The sequence below is a fragment of the Amycolatopsis speibonae genome (assembly GCF_042647925.1).
GTDB classification, from domain to species: Bacteria; Actinomycetota; Actinomycetes; order Mycobacteriales; family Pseudonocardiaceae; genus Amycolatopsis; species Amycolatopsis speibonae.
On sequence record NZ_JBHRWK010000067.1, the window covers coordinates 24,976 to 41,056 of the forward strand.

Sequence of the window (16,081 nt, forward strand, 5' to 3'; positions counted from 1 at the left end):
GCACGCCGCAGCACCGCCGATGAGAAGATGACAATTCTCTATAGAAAGGGACACCTTTCATGAGTGACACCCTGCGGCCCGCGATGCGTCGTGCTCTCGGCGCGGTCTCCGTTCTCGCTCTCGCCATTTCCGGCCCCATCGCGCTCTCTTCACTGGCGTCGGCCGAGCCCGCCCCGGCGTCGGCGTCGATCTTCGCCTCCGGTGGCGACCTCGCCTCGCCGGAGAAGAAGGAGATCGCGATGCAGATCGTCTCCAGCGCGGAAAACTCTTCGCTGGACTGGAAAGCTCAGTACTCCTACATCGAGGACATCGGTGACGGACGCGGGTACACCGCCGGCATCATCGGGTTCTGCTCCGGCACCGGCGACATGCTCGACCTCGTCGAGCGCTACACGAACTCGGTCCCGGACAACCCGCTCGCGGCCTACCTCCCGGCGCTGCGGAAAGTCGAGGGCAGCGATTCGCACGAAGGTCTCGGCAGCGGTTTCGAAAACGCGTGGCGGGAGGCCGCCGGCCGTTCGGACTTCAAGGAAGCCCAGAACGGCGAACGCGACCGCGTCTATTTCGACCCGGCGGTGAACCAGGCGAAATCGGACGGCCTGGGCGCACTGGGACAATTCATCTACTACGACGCCATCGTGATGCACGGTCCGGGCACCAGCCAGGACAGCTTCGGCGGCATCCGCTCGGCCGCGATCCAGAAGGCGAAGCCGCCGTCCCAGGGCGGCGACGAGAAGGCGTACCTGAAGGCGTTCCTCGACGCGCGTCGCGTGGTCATGAAGCAGGAAGAGGCGCACGCGGACACCTCGCGGATCGACACGGCCCAGCTGGTGTGGCTCAACGACGGCAACCTCGACCTGCACACCCCGCTGAGGTGGAAGGTCTACGGGGACCCGTACGAGATCAACTAGCGCCCGGCACGCGCCAGCCCTGAATGTCATGAAAGGGTCGTTCAGGACGAAATATGTCCTGAACGACCCTTTCATGACATACGCGGGGCCGCCATCTAGGCAGTGGCGAGTAGGTCTTCGGCGGTCCGCGTGTTGATCACCCGGTCCGGCTCGATGCCCAGCTCGGTGGCCCGCACGCAGCCGTAGACCAGCCAGTCCAGCTGGCCCGGCGCGTGCGCGTCGCTGTCGATCGCGAAGTCGCAGCCCAGGTCCACGGCCAGGTTCAGCAGCCGCGTCGGCGGGTCCCGGCGCTCGGGACGCGAGTTGATCTCGACGGCGACCCCGTTGTCCCGGCACGCGGTGAACACCGCCTCCGCGTCGAACTCCGACTCGGGCCGCTTCCCGCGCGCTCCCATCACGAGCCGCCCGGTGCAATGCCCGAGCACGCGGACCCGCGGATGCTGGACGGCGGCGATCATCCGCGGCGTCATCTCCCTGGCGGGCATCCGCAGTTTCGAATGCACGCTCGCGACGACGAAGTCCAGCCGCTCCAGAAGGTCTTCCTCCTGGTCGAGCGTGCCGTCGAGGTGGATGTCGACCTCGATGCCGTGCAGGATCCGGAACGGCGCCATCGTCTCGTTCAGTTCCGCGACGACGTCCATCTGCCGCCGCAGCCGCTCGGGCGAGAGGCCGTTGGCGACGGTCAGCCGCGGCGAATGGTCGGTCAGCACCATCCATTCGTGCCCGAGCGCGCGGGCGGCCTCGGCCATCTCCTCGATCGGGCTCCCGCCGTCGGACCAGTCCGAATGGGTGTGGCAGTCGCCGCGCAGCGCCGCCCGCATCGGGCCGCCGTCGGGCAGTTTCGGCTCGCCGATCTTCTCGAAGTACGCGGGACGGCGTCCGGCGAGGACGTCTTCGACGACGGCGGCGGTCGCCTTGCCGATGTTCGGCAACGCGGTCAGCGTGCCCGCCTCGGCGCGTTTGCGCAGGTCATCCGGCTTGACCTTGGCGATCACCGAGGCCGCCTGCCGGAACGCCCGCACCCGGTAGGTCGGCTCGCCCGCGCGCTCCAGCCGGAACGCGATCTCCCTCAACGCCTGCGCCGGTTCCATGGCTACCTGTCTACCCCGTCAGAGGCGGAGAGGCAGCTCATGCAGAGCGACATCGCGCAACTCGCCGTCGCGGATCTCAGCGGTCTGGTACGTGCAGAACGGCTGCCGCCGCCGGTCGGTCGGCGAGCCGGGGTTCAGCAGCCGCAGCCCGTTCGGCGTGACGGTGTCCCAGGGGATGTGGCTGTGCCCGAACACGAGGACGTCGGTGTCCGGGAACCGGTCGTCGCAGCGACGCTCGCGCCCCTGTTTGCCGCCGGTTTCGTGGATGACCGCCAGCCGGACGCCGCCGAGTTCCGCCCGCGCGATCTCGGGGAGCCGCGACCGCAGATCCGGGCCGTCGTTGTTGCCCCAGACCCCGATGAGCCGCTCGCTGCGAGCCTCGAGTTCGTCGAGCAGGGCGGCCTCGACCCAGTCGCCGGCGTGGACGACGACATCCGCCGCATCGACCTCGCGCCAGACCTGATCCGGCAGCACTTTGGCGCGCGGCGGCAGATGGGTGTCGGCGATGAGCAGCAGGCGCGTCACTGGTCTCCGATCGCCCCGAGGATCCGGTCCAGGAAATCACCGATGTGGGTGCGCAGCAGCTCAGCCGCGCCGTCGGCGTCGCCCTTCTTCGCCGCCGCCAGTACCGCCTTGTGCTCGGTCCATTCCTTGCGCCAGCTGGGATTCGCCTCCCAGCCGACCACGCTGATCAGCGCGGCGCGATCCTTGAGGTCGTCCAGCATCGAGACCATCAGCGGGTTGCCGCAGCCGCTGTAGAGCGCGCGGTGGAACCGCCGGTTGAGCAGGCTGAGCGCGGCCTGGTCCTTGGCCGAGATCGCCGCCGACGCCTCCTTCAGCGCCCCCGCGGCGTCTTCGAGAAGATCCGGCGAGCGGCGCTCCACCGACCGGCGCACGGCCTCGGGCTCCAGCACCATGCGGACGTCGTAAACGGACCTCGCCAGCTCCGCGTCCACCACGCACACCGACGCGCCCTTGTACGGGCTGAACGTCACGAGCCCCGAGTTCGACAGCACCTTGAGCGCCTCGCGGACGGGCGTCTTCGACACCCCGAGCCGGGCCGCGAGTTCGGCTTCGACCAGCGGCTGCCCTGGCTTGAGCTCACGGGTGAGGATGCCGCGGCGGATCTCCTCCAGCACCACTTCGGTGCGTGAGGCGGGCAGGCTGAAGGTCGATGACATAGGCCGATCATATATGAGATGCCATACTCGGGTCATGAAAGACCCCGAGGAACTCCGCAGCCACCGCTGGTTCGGCGGCGACGAGCTGCGCGGCTTCAGCCACCGCGCCCGGAGCAGGCAGCTCGGCTACAACCCGGAGGAACACCTCGGGAAGCCGGTCATCGCGATCCTCAACACCTGGAGCGACATCAATCCCTGCCACATGCATCTGCGCGAGCGCGCGGAACAAGTCAAGCGCGGGGTGTGGCAGGCGGGCGGGTTCCCGCTGGAGTTCCCTGTCGCGACCTTGTCGGAGACCTTCCAGAAACCGACGCCGATGCTCTATCGCAACCTGCTTTCGATGGAGACCGAAGAGATCCTGCGGTCCTATCCGATCGACGGCGCGGTCCTCATGGGCGGCTGCGACAAGACGACTCCCGCGTTGCTGATGGGCGCGGCGAGCGCGGGCCTCCCCGCGATCTTCGTGCCCGCGGGCCCGATGTTGCGCGGGCACTGGCGGAACGAGGTGCTCGGCAGCGGCACCGACATGTGGAAGTACTGGGACGACAAGCGTGCCGGGCTGATCGGCGACACGGAACTGTCCGAATTGGAGCGTGGACTCGCGCGTTCCCCGGGCACCTGCATGACGATGGGCACCGCGTCCACGATGATGTCGGTCGCCGAAGTGCTGGGGCTGACCTTGCCCGGCGCGGCGTCGATCCCCGCCGTGGACTCGGCGCACCACCGGATGGCCGCGGCGAGCGGCGCGCGCGTGGTGGCCATGGCGTGGGAGGACCTCACCATCACGAAGATCCTCGACAAGCGCGCGTACGCCGACGCGATCACCACCGTGCTGGCGCTCGGCGGCTCCACCAACGCCGTCATCCATCTGATCGCGATGGCCGGTCGCGGCCGGATCCCGTTGTCCGTCGACGATTTCGACGCTGTCGCGCGCCGGGTGCCGGTACTGGCGAACATCCGGCCCGGCGGGGACTGGCTGATGGAGGATTTCCATTACGCGGGAGGGCTTCCCGGTCTGCTGTCCCGGCTGACCGACCTGCTGCACACCGATCGTGTCACGGTCACCGGCCGGACCCTGGGCGAGACGCTGGAAACGGCGCGGGTGCACAACGACGACGTCATCCGCCCCCGCGACAATCCTGTCGCCGCCGAAGGAGGAGTCGCGGTGCTGCGCGGCAATCTCGCTCCTTCGGGCGCGGTGATCAAACATCTCGCCGCCGAGCCTCGTCTGCTCGTCCACACTGGACCCGCGGTGGTTTTCGACGACTACAAGGACTTGAAGAAGCGCATCAACGATCCCGCCCTCGGCATCACCGAAGATTCCGTCCTGGTGCTGCGCGGATCCGGTCCGCTCGGCGGCCCCGGAATGCCGGAGTACGGGATGCTGCCGCTGCCCGATCACCTGCTGGCGAAGGGGGTCCGGGACATGGTCCGCGTTTCCGACGCCCGGATGAGCGGCACCAGTTACGGCGCGTGCGTGCTGCACGTCGCGCCGGAATCCCACGTGGGCGGGCCGCTCGCGCTGGTCCGCGACGGCGATCCGATCACTTTGGACGTCCCTTTGCGACGGCTGAGCCTCGACGTCGATGATGCGGAATTGCAACGCCGCCGCGCGGAGTGGACCACACCCGCTCCGCGGTACGAACGAGGTTACGGCGCGTTGTACTCCGAACACATCACGCAAGCCGACGAGGGCTGTGACTTCGACTTTCTCGCGAGAGTGGGTGAAAACCCGGAACCTGACGCCCAGTGACCACCCGACGGAGTGACCCGCTCACCCAACCGGGCGAGTTGCAGGCCCACAAAACGCGCCCCGTATCTTGATACATACGTCCGGAACGTGTGGAAGGCCCGGATGTTCGATCACGACGTCCGGTGTACCGCCGGACCGTGGAGGGTGGAGAGTTGCCGCAGGAACCGCGCTGGCCCGAGTCCCACGCTGAGCAGACGGACATTCTCCCGGTCGTCACGCCCGGGTTCGCGGAGTCTGCCACGCCCCAGGAGCCCACGCCACCGAAGCGTCGTCGCAGCTACCGCAAGGCCGCCTTCGTCGGCGGCGGCGTGTTCGGCCTGCTGGTCGTCGCGTACGCCCTCGACGTGCTGGTCTCCCAGGGCAGCGTCCCCCGCGGCGTCACCGTCGCCGGGGTCGACGTCGGCGGGATGGACCGCACCGCGGCCGAGAAGGAGCTCAGGGGCGGCATCGAGCCGCGGCTGACCCGGCCGGTGAAGGTCGTCGCGGGCGACGCCGAGGAGTCGCTCGCGCCGAACAAGGCGGGCCTGCTCCTCGACTGGCCCGCCACCCTGGACCAGGCGGGCGACCAGCCGCTGAACCCGTTCACGCGGGTCGCGTCGTTCTTCACGACCACCGAGGTCGGCGTCGTCACGCAGACCGACGACGGCAAGCTCACCGGGGCGCTGGAGAACCTGCGCGACAAGATCGACCGCGACCCCGTCGAGGGCACCGTCCGCTTCGAAGAGGCCAAGCCGGTCGCGGTCGAGCCGAAGACCGGGCAGAAGCTCGACGTCGAGGCCGCGAAGAAGACCATCCTGGACCGCTGGGCCACCGGCGAGCCGCTGACGCTCGCGGTCACCCAGACCCCGGTCAAGGTCTCGGCGGAAGCCGTCCACGCCGCCCTCGACCAGATCGCGAAGCCCGCCGTGGCGGCGCCGGTGGTCGTCAAGGGCGAGGGCAAGGACGCGATCGTCAAGCCCGAAGCCATCGCGACCGCGCTGACCTTCGAACCCGCCGACGGCGGCGTGCTGAACCCGAAGGTGGACAACAACAAGATCATCGAGGCCGCGGGCCCGCAGCTGAAGTCCACCGAGAAGGAGGGCAAGGACGCGCAGATCGTCTTCGAAGGCGGCAGGCCGACCGTCCAGCCCTCCGAGGACGCCAACGTCGTCGACTGGGAGCCGAGCCTCAAGCCGGTGCTCGACGTGCTCAAGCGCACCGGGACCCGCGAGCTGCCGGTGACCTACAAGAAGACCCCTGCCAAGGTGACCACCGAGCAGGCGAACCAGCTCGGCATCAAGGAGGTCGTCAGCGAGTTCAAGACCTCCGGTTTCGCCGCGGACTCGGGGACGAACATCCGGGTCGTCGCGCAGAAGGTCAACGGCGCCATCGTGAAGCCGAACGAGACGTTCAGCCTCAACGGGTTCACCGGACCGCGCGGCGCACCGCAGGGCTACGTCGAGGCCGGTGTCATCAAGGACGGCGCGCCCGGCCGTGAGGTCGGCGGCGGGATCTCGCAGTTCGCGACCACGCTGTACAACGCCTCGTACTTCGCCGGCATGAAGGACACCGAGCACAAGGAACACAGCTACTACATCAGCCGCTACCCCGCCGCGCGCGAGGCGACCGTGTTCCAGAACCACGGCGGCGGCAGCGTGATCGACCTGAAGTTCACCAACGACGGTGACACCGGCGTCGCGATCCAGACCATCTGGACGCCGTCGGACATCACGATCCGGCTGTGGGGCACCAAGAAGTACACCGTCGAGTCGGTGCCCGGCGGCCGCAGCAACCCGTCCGAACCGCCGACGAAGCCCGGCCCGGCCGAGAACTGCAAGCCCAGCAACGGCGCCCCCGGCTTCACCACGTCGGACACCCGGATCATCAAGGACGCCGCGAGTGGCCGCGAGGTCCGGCGCCACACCCGGAACGTGCACTACAACCCGCAGCCGAAGATCACCTGCGGTACCGAGTAAGCCGGAAGTACGTGAAGGCCCCCTTCATTGCGTCTAGCGCAGTGAAGGGGGCCTTCTGCGGTTCCGGCGGCAGGGGCATCCGGGTGCCCCGGTTTCGTATCCGCTCGCTGTCAGACACCCGTGTCATGATCGACGGCACGGTCAGTGGGTCACGGGCTCGGGCGCAGAGGAAGCCGGGCACATCGTGAGCGGCCGTGACGACATGGCAACCGCGGCGGTCCAGTTCTTCAAGGACCAGGGCGCCCGGCGGATGCCTTCCACCACTGCCGACGTCGAGGTCAAGCTAGCCGTTCACATGCAGAACGAGGGCATCACCAGCGCGACCGTCGCCGTCAACAACGAAGTCTGCAAAGGGCCGTTCGGCTGTGAAACCTTGGTCCCTAAGATCCTGCCCCAGGGAAGCGCGCTCACCGTGTACGGGACCACGCCGGACGGGACACCGGTCGGGACCACCTACCTCGGACAGAGAAAGAAGCCATGATCGAAGCTTGGTACGACGGTAACGCGACCGGAGCGACCACGGTCACGACAGAGGCCGATCTCGACCGCGTTCTGGACGCCGTGGCGGCCATGAACGGGCCGACGCTCGCCGAGCTGTACACGGACGGCGACCCGGAAAAGTCCTGGCTCGAGATCGGCCTGCACGGCGAACGGGCGAGCCTGCGGTACGTCGGTGACGACGCGCCGAACGGAGCGCACTCGAAGGGCGGGACCTTTTCGCTGCCGCCGGGCGGAGAGGTTCTCTACTACTTCATGAACAACCCTCGGGAGTACCCGGACGACGCCGAGATCCCGGCAGAAGTCGCCCGGCGGGCCGCTCACGACTTCCTGACCTCCAGCGGGCAACGGCCGTCCGGTGTGCACTGGACCGAGCAGGATGGTCCGCTGTAGCACTTTGGCCAAGCATGGCTGTACTACTTCCGGTGTCAGACAAAGTCTGCTGTCCGGGGCATGCCCCGGCGACCAGATCGACTGGTTCACTTCGACCGCGCCGTAACGACCGGTCGTTGCGCCCCCTGGAGGGGCAATCCCGCCTCCTCGTGCCCCGTCCAGGTTGACCTCCGGGTCACCTACCAAGGGTTCACTGAGAGCGTCCAGGGAGGTACGCTGAGTGGCGAACCCGACCGAGCGGGGGTGGCCACGACATGACCTCGACGGCGACCTTCCGGCGGATCCTCGCGGTCGGTGAACTGCGGGCGATCTGGTTCGCGGAACTCCAGTCGATCCTCGGCGACCAGGTGGCCAGGGTCGCGCTTTCGGTACTGGTGTTCCAGCGGACCGGTTCGGCGACCTGGCCCGCGCTGACCTACGCCCTCACCTACCTGCCCGACCTGATCGGCGGGCCGCTGCTCGGCGGGCTGGCCGACAGGTTCCCGCGCCGCGCGGTGATGGTCTGCTCCGACGTCGTCCGGGCGCTCCTGGTCGCGGTCCTCGCCGTCCCCGGTATCCCCTTGGCCGTGCTCGCCGCCGTGCTCGTGGTGGTGCAGCTGGCGAACGCGCCGTTCACCGCCGCGCAGGCCGCCGTCCTGCCGTCGGTCCTGAGCGGGGACGACTACGTGCTGGGCCAGTCCCTGCTGAAGATCACCAACCAGGTCGGCCAGCTCGCCGGCTTCGCACTGGGCGGCGCGGTGATCGCCGCGATCGGACCGGGACGCGGGCTGGCCGTCGACGCGGTGACGTTCGGGATCTCGGCGATCGTCCTGCGGCTGGGTGTCCGCGCCCGGACCGCTCCGGGTTCCGGCGGACCGGCGACGTCGACCCTGCGGCGGCTTTCGGCGGGCGCCCGCACGATCTGGCGCGACCGCCGGTTGCGCGCGCTGGTCGGCCTGGCGTGGCTGGCGGGTTTCGTGATCGTGCCGGAAGGCCTCGCCGTGCCCTACGCCGCGGAGATCGGCGGCGGGGCGGCGACGGCGGGGCTGCTGCTCGCGGCGCATCCGGCGGGGATCGTGCTCGGGGTGTTCGCGCTGGGCCGCCTGGTGCGGCCCGAAGTGCGGCTGCGGCTGGTCGGGGTACTGGCGCTCGGCGCGATCGTGCCGCTCGCGGCGTTCTGGTTCCGGCCTTCGCTCCCCTACGCCGCCGGACTGCTCGTGCTGTCCGGGATGTGCGCGGCCTACCAGGTCACCGCGAGCACCACGTTCATGCGGTTGGTCCCCGACACCGAACGAGGCCAGGCCTTCGGCCTCGCCGGGTCGGGACTCATCGCCGTCCAGGGAATCGGGCTGATCGCCGGCGGCCTGCTCGTCGGCGTGCTCGGTTCACCCGCGACGACGGTCTCGGTCATCGCGTTGGCCGGTCTCGTAGTGGCTGTTCCGGCCACCCGGGCTTGGCGCCATGTGGCCTCGCTTCACCCCCTTTGACCGGAACCGGATGTTCACCAGTTCTGCCCGCGCATGGAGCTCACCCCCTCCGCTTCCCCGTCCCGGTCACGCGTGGTGCACCCACGCCTACCCATACAGCGTAGTGACACCTAGTATCCAACCGATTACGTTCGTCACCGTGGCGCTAACGAATTGGGCGCTGTGGCGGCTCCCCAACCGCGGCTTGATCGGCTTCGTCCTCCTGGTGGACGTCGCGGCGATCGCCGGATCCGCCTGGTCTTTTCTCCGCGTCCCGTTCACTCAGGGCGACGTCGTCCCTTTCGCGATCCTGATCACCAGCATCGTGCTGTACACGGAGTTGTCCCGTCCGGTGGAGCGGGTGCGGGAACGGTTCGCGGGCACACCGCACATCTCGCTCGACAGCGTCTGGACCTTCGCCGCCGTCCTGCTGGTGCATCCCGGGCTCGCCGCGCTGGTCATCGTCGTGTCCTTCTTCTACCGCTGGTTCCGCGGGCAGCCGAACCCGTTGTTCCGGCGGATGTTCTCCACGTCGGCGACCGTGCTCTCGGGCTTCGCGGCCGCCGCCTACCTCGCCCGGTACGCGGCCCCGTTCGACGTCCTCCCCCGCGATCTCTCCTCGTTCGGTTCGGTGGTCGCGGCCGGCGGGGTGTTCCTGCTGGTCAACACCGCGCTGATGACGGTCGCGGTGTACTACGGCACCCCGCACGACCGGCTGCGCGACGCGCTGGCGACGCCGTTCGAGTACGCGCTCGAAGCGGCGACGATCGCGCTCGGTGTCATCGTGGCGTGGGCGGTGCGAGACTGGCCGGTGGTGCTGTTGCTGGTCGTCGGGATCACGCTCGTGCTGCACCGCGGGGTGCTGCTGCGGCAACTGAAACGGCAGGCGAGCAGCGACGCCAAGACCGGGCTGCTCAACGCCAAGGCGTGGCGCGAGGCCGCGACCGACGAACTCGACCGCGCGCGGCGCATGGGGCGGCACACCAGTCTGCTGATGGTCGACGTCGACCGGTTCAAACTGATCAACGACCGGCACGGTCACCTGATCGGCGACCGGTACCTGGCGGCGATCGCGGAGACGCTGCGCACCGAGGTACGCGGCACGGATCTGGTCGGGCGGTTCGGCGGGGAGGAGTTCGTCGTCCTGCTGCCCGGCACCTCCGCCGTGCACGCCCACGCGATCGCGGAACGGATCCGGTCGAGCGTGGCCTCCCGGCACGGCGACCTGCCGGAGCACGTCACCGTGTCGATCGGGCTGGCCGACCGGCCCGGTGTCACCGACCTCGACGCGGTGATCGCGATCGCGGACCGCGCGCTTTACGAGGCGAAGAACACCGGGCGGAACCGGACTTCGGGCTACCAGGTGACCGGCTGATCCCTCAGGGAAGGCCGGCGAGGGACTTCGCGAGGACCTCGTCCGGCAGCGCGTGGTCGGAGATGTCGCCCGCCAGGTACGCGCCATACGCCGGAAGGTCGAGGTGCGCGTGTCCGCACAACGCGGTCAGGATCACCTTCTCCTCCCCGGTTTCCTTGCACCGCAACGCTTCCTGGATGCACGCGGCGAGCGCGTGCGTCGGCTCGGGTGCCGGGATGATCCCCTCGGTTCTCGCGAACTTCACACCCGCGGCGAAGCAGTCCTCCTGCCCGATGGCGAGCGCTTCGATGAGCCCGAGTTCGTAGATGTGCGAGATCAGCGGCGACATCCCGTGGTAGCGCAGGCCGCCGGCGTGGATGGGATCGGGGATGAAGTCGTGACCGAGGGTGTGCATCTTCAGCAGCGGCGTCAGCCCGGCGGTGTCACCGAAGTCGTACGCGTACTTCCCGCGGGTGAGCGTCGGGCAGGCGGCCGGTTCGAGCGCGCGGATCACCGGGTCCATCCGTCCGGCGAGTTTCTCCCGCAGGAACGGGAAGGCGAGCCCGCCGAAGTTGGACCCGCCGCCGGTGCAGCCGACGAGGACGTCCGGGGTGTCACCGGCCAGTTCGAACTGCTTGAGCGCCTCTTCGCCGATGATCGTCTGGTGCAGCAGCACGTGATTGAGCACGCTGCCGAGCGCGTAGCGGGTGTTCTCCGCCTGCGCCGCCTGCTCGACGGCCTCGCTGATCGCGATGCCGAGGCTCCCGGTCGAGCCCGGGTCGGCGGCCAGGATCGCGCGGCCGGACGCGGTCAGCTCGGACGGGCTCGGGTGCACCGTCGCGCCGAACGTCTCCATCATCAGCTTGCGATACGGCTTCTGGTCGTACGAAGCGCGGACCTGCCACACCTCGCACTCGAGGCCGAAGGTGGCGCAGGCGAACGCGAGCGCGCTCCCCCACTGCCCGGCGCCGGTCTCCGTCGTCAGCCTCGCGACACCCTCCGCCGCGTTGTAGAACGCCTGCGGCACAGCGGTGTTGGGCTTGTGTGAGCCGACCGGGCTGACCCCCTCGTACTTGTAGTAGATGCGGGCGGGAGTGCCGAGCGCCTTCTCCAGCCGCCTGGCGCGGAACAGCGGCGAAGGACGCCAGAGCCGGTAGACGTCCTGGACCTCTTCCGGGATGTCGACGTAGCGTTCGGTGGTGACCTCTTGGGCGATGAGCGCCTGCGGGAAGAGCGGCGCGAGATCGTCCGGGCCGATCGGTTCGCGGGTGCCCGGATGCAGGGGCGGCGGCGGTGGCTCGGGGAGATCCGGGATGACGTTGTACCACCGGGCCGGCATGTCCGCTTCGTCGAGGATGTACTTCGTCCGCTCCGCCATTGAGCCTCCTCAGTTCTCTCCAACCTAAAGGGACGGACGGCGCGACACCAGGGACGGCTACTACGGTGAGGTGATGGGGAATCTCGTACTGCTCGACGCACCGTCCAACCTCGGCCTGCGTCCGCCCGCCGAAGGAGTGGTCCCTGGCTGCTACAAGGCGCCGGGCGCGCTGCGTGACCACGGCCTGCTCACTCGTTTGGGGGCGACCGACGGCGGCGTGGTCACTCCGCCGCGTTACCTGCCCGAGTGGTCGCCCGACGGCGGCGTCCGGAACGCCGCCGGTATCGCGGCCTACACGGCCACCCTCGCCACGCGGCTCGCGAAGATCCGCGCGGACGGCGGCTTCCCGGTCGTACTCGGCGGGGACTGCTCGATCGCGCTCGCCGCGATGCTGACCCTGCGTCGCGAAGGACGCTTCGGCATCGTCTACTTCGACGGTCACGACGACTTCCGGCACCTCGGCAACTCCGACCACGTCGCTTCCGTCGGTGGCGAGGCGCTCGCCGTCGTGACCGGCCGCGGCGCGCCGGAACTGGCCGATGTGGACGGCCTTTCGCCCTATGTCCGCGACGAAGACGTCCTCGTGCTCGGTGTTCGCGCGGAGGAGTCCGCCGAGGCGCGGGAAGCCGGGCTTCGCATCGTGAGCAGCCAGGAGATCATGGCGTCCGGCACCGATGGCGCGCTCGCCGCCGCCCGCGAGATCTTCGCGCCGCTGGACGGTTTCTGGATCCACCTCGACATCGACACGCTCGACCCGGAGTTCGTGTCCGCGGTGGACAGTCCCGATCCCGGCGGGCTCAGCCCGGACAGGCTCGTCGAACTGCTGCGCGGCCTCGTCGCGCTCCCCGGCGCGGCCGGAATGGAACTGACCATCTTCGATCCCGACCTCGACCCCGACGGCACGCAGGCCGCCCTCGTGGCGGACTGCCTCGTGCGCGCACTGGAAGGAACCCGATGACCCAGGTGACCGTCGCCGACGGCTCGTTCGACGCCCCGCTCTGGCTGCCCGAATCCGGCTCCGGCCCGGGTCTGGTGCTGATCCAGGAGATCTTCGGCCTCGACGACTACCTCAAGTCGGTCGCCGCCGACCTGGCCGCGCTCGGCTACGTCGTCGCCGTGCCCGAACTGTTCTGGCGGATCGCGCCCGGCTGGTCGGCCACGCACGACGAAGCCGGTATCTCGGCGTCGATGGAGGTCTCCGGCAAACTCGACCCGGCGCGCGCCGTCTCCGACGTCCTCGCGACCCTGGCGATGCTGCGCGCCCTGCCCGAAACCGGCGGCCGCGCAGGGGTCTTCGGCTTCTGCCTCGGCGGCTCGATGGCCTACGCCGCCGCCGCCGAGGGCGACCCGGACGTCGCCGTCTCGTACTACGGGTCGACCGTGCCGGGGCAGATTCCGTTGCTGGACAAGATCAGCTGCCCGATCCAGTTCCAGTTCGGCGGCGCCGATCCCTACGTTCCCGTCGAGGGAGTACGTCACCTGGCCGACGCGGTCGCTTCTCATGACGGCGCGGAGATCCACATCCACGAGGGCGCGGGGCACGCGTTCCACAACCACGTGGCGCCGATGTTCCACCAGCCGGAGCCCGCTGCGGCGGCTTGGGAGCTGACGCTGGACTTCCTGCGGCGAACCTATCCTGTGTAAGACCGCGGACGTACTTACACAGACAGCGCCTAGCAACGACAGAGACCGTCGTCGCGGACCGCGATACCGCAGCCGTCGCAGTAGTCGACCCCGGCCTGTCGCGTCGGGGTCGACGTCGGGCGAACGACCGAGCGACGGGACGGTTTCGCCTTGCCGGGTTTCGCGTCGTGGCGGAGCCTGGAAATCGCCGCAGTGGTGACTCCGACATACCCCGCTTCCTCGACCGCCTCCCGCCATTTACGGTTGCTCGCGTCCGGATGAGTTCGCAACCACTGGACGGCGAAGCCTTGCCACGATACGGCTCCGGCGGCACGGCGCCGCTTGTTTCCGGAAGTGCTCCGCCGGGTGTGCGCCGACGAGTTGCCGTCGACTGCGGCCTTGGCCTTCGGCGGTGGTGTGGCGGGCAGGTCGCGCCGTAAGCGCTCGATCGCTCGGGTCGTCGCCTTCATGTGGCCCGCCTGCTTCAAAGCACGCTCGCACTCGCGGTTCGTGCCCTGCGGGAAGGCGGTCAGCCACTTCCTGGCAGCTGATTGCCATGCGCCTCCAGAGCCAGCGGGTGGCAGCTTGCGCGGCCCCTTGGGCGCCGAAATCCGCTGCTTGTGCCGAGGCTCTCCACCTCTGTGGATGCTCCACCCGTGAGCCGGGGCCTCCCCGAAAGCAACCGGATCCGGGATGTCGTCGTCTGGGCTGTACTCCGGCTGTACGTCGCCCCGATGTGCGCGGGTCTGGTACCGATCGTCGATCCCCATCACGGCCGGCCGCCCCCTCTGCCTCCTGTTACCCGTGAATCTTGAGTCGTGCCGGCGGCCGAATCCGCAACATGCTGAAGGTCAACTGTTATCCGGGAGCGGTCGTCGCGCCGGAATATGTCGGTGCCCCGCGATAGTTTCCCCATCATGGCCACATTGGTGAGTTTTCACGCCCACCCCGACGACGAGTGCATCGTCGCGGGCGGCGTCATGCGGAAGGCCTTCGAGGAAGGCCACCGTGTCGTGCTCGTCGTCGCGACCAGGGGCGAGGTCGGCGAGGTGCCGGACGGGTTCCTCGACGACGGAGAGGAGTTGTGGCAGCGCCGCGTGCAGGAGACGCACGCTTCGGCCGAGGTGCTGGGGGCCAAGCGCGTGGAGTTCCTGGGGTACACCGACTCCGGCATGATGGGCGAGCCGCGCAACGACGTGCCCGGCACGTTCTGGCAGGCCGACGTCGAGGAGGCCGCCCAGCGGCTGGCCGAGATCCTGCGCGAGGAGCAGGCCGACGTCCTGACCGTCTACGACGACAACGGCGGCTACGGGCATCCGGACCACATCCAGGTGCACCGCGTCGGCATGCGCGCGGCCGAGCTGGCGGGCACGCCGCGGGTCTACGAGGCGACGAGCAACAGTGACGAGATGCGCCGCGGTATGGAAGAGGCGGTGCGGACAGGCCAGCTGAAGGCCGAGGACCTCCCCGACTTCGAGGACGGTGCCGAGTTCGGCAAGCCGGAGGAGATCCTGACGGCGAGGGTCGACGTCGCGGCGTACCTGCCGCAGAAGCGGGCCGCGATGCGCGCGCACGCCAGTCAGATCAGTGAGGAATCGTTCTTCCTCGCGATGCCCGACGAGGGTTTCGCGCAGGCGTTCGGCGTCGAGTGGTTCATCCGCGCGGGCCAGGGGCCGGGCATCACCGAAACCGATCTCATGGCGGGGCTCTGACCGATGGGCATGTGCGGTGCGTACCTGCGCGTCACCTCCGGTGAACTGCGCGAGCTGATCGAAGAGCCCGGACGGTACTGGGAGTACGCCGAGAAGGCCGTGGGCACCGGGCAGGCGGTGGACATCGACAAGGCCTGGCACGCGCTGTGGTTCCTGGTCCAGCGAGCCGGGTTCGAGGTCGACTTCGTGCTGGGCGGAACCCTGCTGGGAGAGGCCGACAGCGACGGGCCGCCGCGGCACTTCAGCGCGGACGAGGTACGGACGATCTCGGCGGAGCTGTCGCGGACCGGATTCGACAAGCTCTCACAGGGCGTCGAGCTCTCGGAACTCGACTCCGCGGGGATCTACCCGTCGATCTGGGACGAGCCCGACGCGCTGGACTACGTGCGCGGCTACTACGACGAGCTCGTGCCCTTCTTCGCCGGAGCCGCGAAGGCCGGGGAACCGGTCGTCACGATCATCACCTGATCACACAGGTCGCCTCGCGGTGGCGACGAGAGCGCGAAGTGTCACTCAAGGTGAGTGGTGTGTGGAAATAGGGACGTTGAGCCTGGATCCGCACAGTCGGCGCCAACGCCCGGCGTCGCGCAGAGTCACGTTTGCCTTTGGCCGAAGAGCGTCTTCCCGGTGGGCAGTGGCAGTCACCCACAAGTCCGTGAAGGCCTCCTTCCCTACCTTGAGAGCAGGGTCCCGGCAAAGTCGGTTTGGGTCTGCATGAGGGCAGGCACGGTCTCTGGTTGATCATGTGAGTGTCTAAGTCCCATGATCGTGTGAGAGAACCGTGCCT

16 protein-coding genes are annotated in these 16,081 nt (G+C 68.9%); 11 read left to right on the plus strand and 5 right to left on the minus strand.

What is annotated here, in order from left to right; translation table 11 throughout:
* Window positions 1–59 precede the first annotated feature (59 nt).
* Window positions 60–911, plus strand: a complete 852-nt coding sequence (locus ACFOSH_RS33930) for a chitosanase (RefSeq protein WP_378243996.1) — start codon at window positions 60–62, stop codon at window positions 909–911.
* A 95-nt stretch (window positions 912–1,006) separates the two neighbouring features.
* Here ACFOSH_RS33930 and ACFOSH_RS33935 read toward each other — a convergent pair whose 3' ends face one another.
* From ACFOSH_RS33935 to ACFOSH_RS33945, 3 genes are read right to left on the minus strand one after another with little or no spacing between them, the layout of a single operon-like run.
* On the minus strand, window positions 1,007–2,002 hold the full coding sequence (locus tag ACFOSH_RS33935; RefSeq protein ID WP_378243998.1) for a PHP domain-containing protein: 996 nt from the start codon (window positions 2,000–2,002) through the stop codon (window positions 1,007–1,009).
* A gap of 18 nt (window positions 2,003–2,020) precedes the next feature.
* A complete protein-coding gene (locus ACFOSH_RS33940; protein ID WP_378244000.1) occupies window positions 2,021–2,527 on the minus strand; it encodes a metallophosphoesterase family protein in 507 nt (168 codons plus the stop codon).
* Complete coding sequence (locus ACFOSH_RS33945) at window positions 2,524–3,183, minus strand: GntR family transcriptional regulator (RefSeq protein WP_378244002.1); 660 nt, start codon at window positions 3,181–3,183, stop codon at window positions 2,524–2,526. The genes ACFOSH_RS33940 and ACFOSH_RS33945 overlap by 4 nt, the downstream gene beginning before the upstream one ends.
* A 34-nt stretch (window positions 3,184–3,217) precedes the next feature.
* On the opposite strand from ACFOSH_RS33945, the gene araD reads away from it, so the two are divergent.
* The 6 genes from araD to ACFOSH_RS33975 all read left to right on the plus strand — a co-directional run bounded on the left by araD (window position 3,218) and on the right by ACFOSH_RS33975 (window position 10,602).
* The gene (gene araD / locus ACFOSH_RS33950; RefSeq protein WP_378244004.1) at window positions 3,218–4,936 is read left to right on the plus strand and encodes an L-arabinonate dehydratase; all 1,719 of its coding nucleotides are present in this window, start codon (window positions 3,218–3,220) and stop codon (window positions 4,934–4,936) included.
* A 152-nt stretch (window positions 4,937–5,088) separates the two neighbouring features.
* Window positions 5,089–6,891: a VanW family protein gene (locus ACFOSH_RS33955; RefSeq protein ID WP_378244006.1), complete on the plus strand. Its 1,803-nt coding sequence runs from the start codon at window positions 5,089–5,091 to the stop codon at window positions 6,889–6,891.
* 55 nt (window positions 6,892–6,946) lie between these two features.
* Window positions 6,947–7,372, plus strand: coding sequence for a DddA-like double-stranded DNA deaminase toxin (locus ACFOSH_RS33960; protein WP_378244026.1), 426 nt, complete (start codon window positions 6,947–6,949; stop codon window positions 7,370–7,372).
* A complete protein-coding gene (locus ACFOSH_RS33965; RefSeq protein WP_378244008.1) occupies window positions 7,369–7,782 on the plus strand; it encodes an Imm1 family immunity protein in 414 nt (137 codons plus the stop codon). Before ACFOSH_RS33960 ends, ACFOSH_RS33965 begins: the two co-directional genes overlap by 4 nt.
* Window positions 7,783–8,036: 254 nt before the next feature.
* Window positions 8,037–9,248: an MFS transporter gene (locus tag ACFOSH_RS33970; protein ID WP_378244010.1), complete on the plus strand. Its 1,212-nt coding sequence runs from the start codon at window positions 8,037–8,039 to the stop codon at window positions 9,246–9,248.
* A gap of 139 nt (window positions 9,249–9,387) precedes the next feature.
* A complete protein-coding gene (locus ACFOSH_RS33975) occupies window positions 9,388–10,602 on the plus strand; it encodes a GGDEF domain-containing protein (protein WP_378244012.1) in 1,215 nt (404 codons plus the stop codon).
* 4 nt (window positions 10,603–10,606) lie between these two features.
* Here the strand turns inward: ACFOSH_RS33975 and ACFOSH_RS33980 are convergent, their stop codons facing one another.
* Window positions 10,607–11,959: a TrpB-like pyridoxal phosphate-dependent enzyme gene (locus ACFOSH_RS33980; RefSeq protein ID WP_378244014.1), complete on the minus strand. Its 1,353-nt coding sequence runs from the start codon at window positions 11,957–11,959 to the stop codon at window positions 10,607–10,609.
* A gap of 73 nt (window positions 11,960–12,032) precedes the next feature.
* Between ACFOSH_RS33980 and ACFOSH_RS33985 the strand changes: the two genes are divergently transcribed.
* On the plus strand, window positions 12,033–12,917 hold the full coding sequence (locus ACFOSH_RS33985) for an arginase family protein (protein WP_378244016.1): 885 nt from the start codon (window positions 12,033–12,035) through the stop codon (window positions 12,915–12,917).
* The gene (locus ACFOSH_RS33990) at window positions 12,914–13,603 is read left to right on the plus strand and encodes a dienelactone hydrolase family protein (RefSeq protein WP_378244018.1); all 690 of its coding nucleotides are present in this window, start codon (window positions 12,914–12,916) and stop codon (window positions 13,601–13,603) included. Before ACFOSH_RS33985 ends, ACFOSH_RS33990 begins: the two co-directional genes overlap by 4 nt.
* A gap of 29 nt (window positions 13,604–13,632) precedes the next feature.
* Here the strand turns inward: ACFOSH_RS33990 and ACFOSH_RS33995 are convergent, their stop codons facing one another.
* On the minus strand, window positions 13,633–14,052 hold the full coding sequence (locus ACFOSH_RS33995; protein ID WP_378244020.1) for a hypothetical protein: 420 nt from the start codon (window positions 14,050–14,052) through the stop codon (window positions 13,633–13,635).
* A 447-nt stretch (window positions 14,053–14,499) separates the two neighbouring features.
* Between ACFOSH_RS33995 and ACFOSH_RS34000 the strand changes: the two genes are divergently transcribed.
* Together ACFOSH_RS34000 and ACFOSH_RS34005 are read left to right on the plus strand one after the other, a co-directional pair.
* Window positions 14,500–15,294 carry a PIG-L family deacetylase gene (locus ACFOSH_RS34000; RefSeq protein WP_378244022.1) on the plus strand — a complete coding sequence of 265 codons (795 nt, stop codon included), beginning with the start codon at window positions 14,500–14,502 and terminating at the stop codon, window positions 15,292–15,294.
* A 3-nt stretch (window positions 15,295–15,297) separates the two neighbouring features.
* Window positions 15,298–15,762, plus strand: coding sequence for a YfbM family protein (locus ACFOSH_RS34005; protein WP_378244024.1), 465 nt, complete (start codon window positions 15,298–15,300; stop codon window positions 15,760–15,762).
* Window positions 15,763–16,081: the final 319 nt, after the last annotated feature.

Excerpts from the sequence above, each read along its gene's own strand:
- ACFOSH_RS33930 (WP_378243996.1), top strand. The coding sequence starts at position 60 with ATGAGTGACACCCTGCGGCCCGCGATGCGTCGTGCTCTCGGCGCGGTC.
- ACFOSH_RS33995 (WP_378244020.1), bottom strand. The coding sequence starts at position 14,052 with ATGAAGGCGACGACCCGAGCGATCGAGCGCTTACGGCGCGACCTGCCC.
- ACFOSH_RS33985 (WP_378244016.1), top strand. The coding sequence starts at position 12,033 with ATGGGGAATCTCGTACTGCTCGACGCACCGTCCAACCTCGGCCTGCGT.
- ACFOSH_RS33945 (WP_378244002.1), bottom strand. The coding sequence starts at position 3,183 with ATGTCATCGACCTTCAGCCTGCCCGCCTCACGCACCGAAGTGGTGCTG.
- araD (WP_378244004.1), top strand. The coding sequence starts at position 3,218 with ATGAAAGACCCCGAGGAACTCCGCAGCCACCGCTGGTTCGGCGGCGAC.
- ACFOSH_RS34000 (WP_378244022.1), top strand. The coding sequence starts at position 14,500 with ATGGCCACATTGGTGAGTTTTCACGCCCACCCCGACGACGAGTGCATC.
- ACFOSH_RS33980 (WP_378244014.1), bottom strand. The coding sequence starts at position 11,959 with ATGGCGGAGCGGACGAAGTACATCCTCGACGAAGCGGACATGCCGGCC.
- ACFOSH_RS33970 (WP_378244010.1), top strand. The coding sequence starts at position 8,037 with ATGACCTCGACGGCGACCTTCCGGCGGATCCTCGCGGTCGGTGAACTG.
- ACFOSH_RS33935 (WP_378243998.1), bottom strand. The coding sequence starts at position 2,002 with ATGGAACCGGCGCAGGCGTTGAGGGAGATCGCGTTCCGGCTGGAGCGC.
- ACFOSH_RS33990 (WP_378244018.1), top strand. The coding sequence starts at position 12,914 with ATGACCCAGGTGACCGTCGCCGACGGCTCGTTCGACGCCCCGCTCTGG.
- ACFOSH_RS33965 (WP_378244008.1), top strand. The coding sequence starts at position 7,369 with ATGATCGAAGCTTGGTACGACGGTAACGCGACCGGAGCGACCACGGTC.
- ACFOSH_RS34005 (WP_378244024.1), top strand. The coding sequence starts at position 15,298 with ATGGGCATGTGCGGTGCGTACCTGCGCGTCACCTCCGGTGAACTGCGC.